The 3,764-nt window shown below is 57.8% G+C and carries 5 protein-coding genes; 2 read left to right on the top strand and 3 right to left on the bottom strand.

Annotated features, from left to right (window positions below; all coding sequences use genetic code 11):
• Window positions 1–758 precede the first annotated feature (758 nt).
• Window positions 759–1,439 carry a DUF1361 domain-containing protein gene (locus ACYVDE_RS16950; RefSeq protein ID WP_460502734.1) on the top strand — a complete coding sequence of 227 codons (681 nt, stop codon included), beginning with the start codon at window positions 759–761 and terminating at the stop codon, window positions 1,437–1,439.
• A gap of 33 nt (window positions 1,440–1,472) precedes the next feature.
• Here ACYVDE_RS16950 and ACYVDE_RS16945 read toward each other — a convergent pair whose 3' ends face one another.
• The 3 genes from ACYVDE_RS16945 to ACYVDE_RS16935 form a co-directional block, all read right to left on the bottom strand.
• Window positions 1,473–1,850, bottom strand: a complete 378-nt coding sequence (locus tag ACYVDE_RS16945; protein WP_460502733.1) for an EamA family transporter — start codon at window positions 1,848–1,850, stop codon at window positions 1,473–1,475.
• A 75-nt stretch (window positions 1,851–1,925) separates the two neighbouring features.
• Window positions 1,926–2,357, bottom strand: a complete 432-nt coding sequence (locus tag ACYVDE_RS16940; protein ID WP_460502732.1) for a DUF1810 domain-containing protein — start codon at window positions 2,355–2,357, stop codon at window positions 1,926–1,928.
• A gap of 13 nt (window positions 2,358–2,370) precedes the next feature.
• Window positions 2,371–2,910, bottom strand: a complete 540-nt coding sequence (locus ACYVDE_RS16935) for a hypothetical protein (RefSeq protein ID WP_460502731.1) — start codon at window positions 2,908–2,910, stop codon at window positions 2,371–2,373.
• A 106-nt stretch (window positions 2,911–3,016) separates the two neighbouring features.
• On the opposite strand from ACYVDE_RS16935, the gene ACYVDE_RS16930 reads away from it, so the two are divergent.
• Window positions 3,017–3,764 (top strand): gluzincin family metallopeptidase (locus ACYVDE_RS16930; RefSeq protein ID WP_460502730.1); only part of this gene is annotated, 748 nt, incomplete at its 3' end.

Genomic DNA, 3,764 nt, shown 5'->3' with positions numbered 1-3,764 from the left:
GGCTGGGGCCGGGCGGGCGTTTGGGCCAGGGCGCTGCCGCTGAAAAGCAGGCTGGCCAGCAGCCAGCCCAACGGCCGCTGCCGCGAAGAGGATAACGTCATGGAACCGGAACTCGCGCCGACCCTCGTGGCCGGCAGGGCAAAATTAGCCATAAATGGGCGGGGCGGGCGAGCCCGGCTTTGCTGGCCCCTCGCGCTCACCTGACGTGACTACCGCTGGTGCAACGGCCCCGCCCCTGCGGCCGGTCAATTTCAAGGGCTTTGCCCGGCGCTCGTTTGGCACGCCCGAACTGGCGTTTCAAGCCGGAGAAATCACACTAAAATCGGCGCCGTACTGGTGAGTTTCAACGGCGAAACCCACACCTACTCGCTCACCCGGCAGGCCATCGGCCAAGCAGCCGCTTACCGCCTGCCCCGGTGGCCTGGCCTTATGCTGCGGCTGGCGGGGCAGCCTGGGTTCTACCAGTTCGCAGTTAAAATCAGCGCCCCAATTGCCTTGTTTTCATTGGAAAAGCCCGCCATTCGATTTTGCGTTCTCTTCGCACGGCCACCCGCTGCAGGATGCGGAGCCACCACGCCGCCCCTTTGCCAAGCCCAAACCGGTTACGCCGAAAGCCCGAATGAATGGCGCCGGGCAATGCGTCGGCAGCATGCCAGCTTGGGCGCAGCAGCAGGATATCAGTGCTGGATGCGGCCACAATTTTCTGGCGCCGAAAACAGTTAGGCGCCGGCGTTGGCTTCGTCTCGTATCTTAGTAACATGCAAGCCCAGCCCGTTTCTCTTCAGCCTTTCACGCGCACCCGACTGGCGCTGGCCTTCGTGCTGGCGGCCTCGCTGGCCCTCAGCGTGCTACTCATTGCCGGGCGCGTGCTGCTCACCGGCCGGCTGTCGTTTCTATTCCTGATTTGGAATTTGTTTCTGGCCATCATTCCCTTTGGCATTAGCACCATGCTGGGCGCGGCGCGGGGGCCGCTGCGGGCGCGGGTGCTGCTCCCGGCGGGGGCGGCGTGGCTGCTGTTTTTTCCGAACGCGCCCTACATTCTCACCGACTTATTTCATCTGGACCACCGCCCCGGCGTGCCCCTGTGGTACGACCTGGCCCTGATTCTGAGCTGTGCTTGGAACGGCCTGATGCTCGCCTACGCCTCCCTCGCCGATATGCAGCAGCTGGTGCAGCAGCGGCTCGGGGCTGGCACCGGCTGGGCGTTTGCGACGGTGGCGCTGCTGCTCAGCAGCTTCGGCATTTACCTGGGCCGCTACCTGCGCTTCAATTCCTGGGACGTGCTTACTAATCCCCTCACGCTGTTCTACGACATCGTCGACCGCCTGCTGCACCCGTTCTCCTTCCCTGGCACCTGGGGCGTAACGCTGGTTTTTGGGTTGTTCCTGCTGCTGGGCTACGGCACGGTGCGCCTGCTGGGCCGGGCGCGCGAAGAATAAAGCCGCTGCTATTGTCGCCGATTTCCTATTGGCTTATTTCCAGACCAGAATAAACATTCCGGTCAGAATAAAAGCGGCCCCAAGCGCAATTTTGGGCGTGAGCGGCTCTTTCAGCACCACGAAGGAGAGCAGCAGCGAAATCACGATGCTGGCTTTGTCGATGCTCGCCACGTACGATACTTCCCCTTCCTTCATGGCCCGGTAATAAAATATCCACGACAGCGAGGTGGTAACTCCCGAAATAGCCAGAAACAGCAGGTTGCTTTTCGGCGAATTCTTTATTTCGGCCACCGCGTTGTTAAGAATAAACGCATTGCCCACCACTAGCACGAATACCACGGCCGTCCGGATGCTCAGCGCCACATCACTGCTCAGGTTTTTCATGCCGAATTTGGCAATGACGGAAGTCATGCCCGCGAAGAGCATGGAAATAACTGCAAATATTTTCCACTTTTCCATAGCTATTGCCAGGCAGGATAATTTCAACTACTTACTGTTGGGCGACCCAATTATCCGCAGCGTCTTCTCGTCGCGCCGGCCGCCGAAGAACTTTGCCAGCACCGCCCCAAACACCGGGTCGGCCCCCGCCACGGCCGCAAACAGCGTCATCGACGAGCGCAGCTTCACATCATCCGGGCTGCCCATAATGGCGTGGGCATCGCCCGAAGCCAGCCCCAGCAGCGCCGTGCTGATTTCAACCAGCCGCGGCCCCAGCACCGGGTGCCGGGCATACGCCTCCGCCTCCCGCGCATCCTGAATGGCGTAGAAACGGGCCGTTTCGCTCAGCCCCAGGCCCTGCACCTGGGGGAAGATGAACCACATCCAATGGCTACGCTTGCGGCCGGCTTTGATTTCGGCGAGGGCCGTTTGGTAGGTGCTGGCCTGGGCGTCGAGGAAGCGGGTGAGGGTAGGTTTCAATACATTATTATTATTAATAACCAAATATGAATATTGCATCAACGTTTAGATAGTTCTCCAATCTAAAAAAGGAGCTCAATCTTTTTTTAACTAAATTAAACGTTTGACTTTTACCCCCCTTATTATTCTGTCTGCTCTTAGGAACTATGAGAAACAAATAATTTGCCTTTTCACAGATATGACATTTCCATACATCTAGCAAATCCATGTTGTTGATTGTTGTTTTCCCTCTCTCAACTTCCATTATTATGCCTTTAGAATCTCCCAAAGGCTTATAATAATCTGGCCTCAGCGCTGGAGTATGATAATTTGCAAACAAGCCTTTTACTTCACTTTGAAAGCCCATCTCTTTAGCTTTTTCGATTAATATATCTTGTATTTCACTGCTTTTGGCTCCCACTTTGTGAGTAATGAATATTTTTTTTTGAATAAGCTCTTGATTCAAAAACAGCTCAAGCTCCTGCGCGATTATTTTCACACTTTGAAATTCGCTTGAAAGTTCAATGTTGTCTTTTTTCAAAACCTCTAGCAATATTTTTTCAGTTTCCATCATAAAGTAGCTTTTTGTTGCAAGATAGACGCTATTCCCCCGCAGTTGCGCCCGCCGCCGTAGTTTCGCCCCGTAGCCGGCTCCCCTTCCAACTGGCCTTTGCATCCGGATGAAAACACGTTTCCGCTTCGCCCTCTCGCTGGCCCTGCTGCCCGGCATCGCCCTGGCACAGCGCGCCCCCAAAGCCAAACCCCAGCCCAAGCCCGCCGCCAAAGCCGCCACCGGCCCCTACTTCCAGCAGGAAGTGAAATATTCGATTGACGTGCGGCTCGACGACAAAGCCCACTTCCTGCGCGGCCGGGAGGAGCTCACGTACCAGAACAACTCGCCGCAGGCCCTGTCATTCATCTGGTTCCACCTCTGGCCCAACGCGTACCGCGACAATAACACCGCCTTTGGCCGCGAGCAGCAGCGCCAGGGCAACCGCAATTTTCTGTTTGCTACGCCGAAGCAGCGCGGCTTCATCGACAGCCTCAGCTTCGTGGTGAATGGACAGGCCGCGAAGCTCGAATTCGACCCCAAGAACCCCGACATTGCCAAGCTGCTGTTGCCGCAGCCACTGGCGCCGGGCGCGGCTGCCACCATCGCCACGCCGTTTCGGGTGAAGCTGCCGGGCTCGTACTCGCGCATGGGCCACGTAGGCCAGAGCTACCAGGTGAGCCAGTGGTTTCCGAAGCCGGCGGTGCTCGACCGGCGCGGCTGGCACCCCATCCCCTACCTCAGCCAGGGCGAATTTTACTCCGAGTACGGCTCGTTCGACGTGAGCATTACCCTGCCCAGCAACTACACCGTGGGCGCCACCGGCGACCTGCAAAACCCCAACGAGCGCGCCCGCCTGGCCGAGCTGGCCGCCGCCA

Source organism: Hymenobacter agri, assembly GCF_054778495.1.
Note: the sequence above shows the minus strand (reverse complement) of the source record. Positions and strands in the feature narration are given on the sequence as shown.

Excerpts from the sequence above, each read along its gene's own strand:
- ACYVDE_RS16950 (WP_460502734.1), top strand. The coding sequence starts at position 759 with ATGCAAGCCCAGCCCGTTTCTCTTCAGCCTTTCACGCGCACCCGACTG.
- ACYVDE_RS16935 (WP_460502731.1), bottom strand. The coding sequence starts at position 2,910 with ATGATGGAAACTGAAAAAATATTGCTAGAGGTTTTGAAAAAAGACAAC.
- ACYVDE_RS16945 (WP_460502733.1), bottom strand. The coding sequence starts at position 1,850 with ATGACTTCCGTCATTGCCAAATTCGGCATGAAAAACCTGAGCAGTGAT.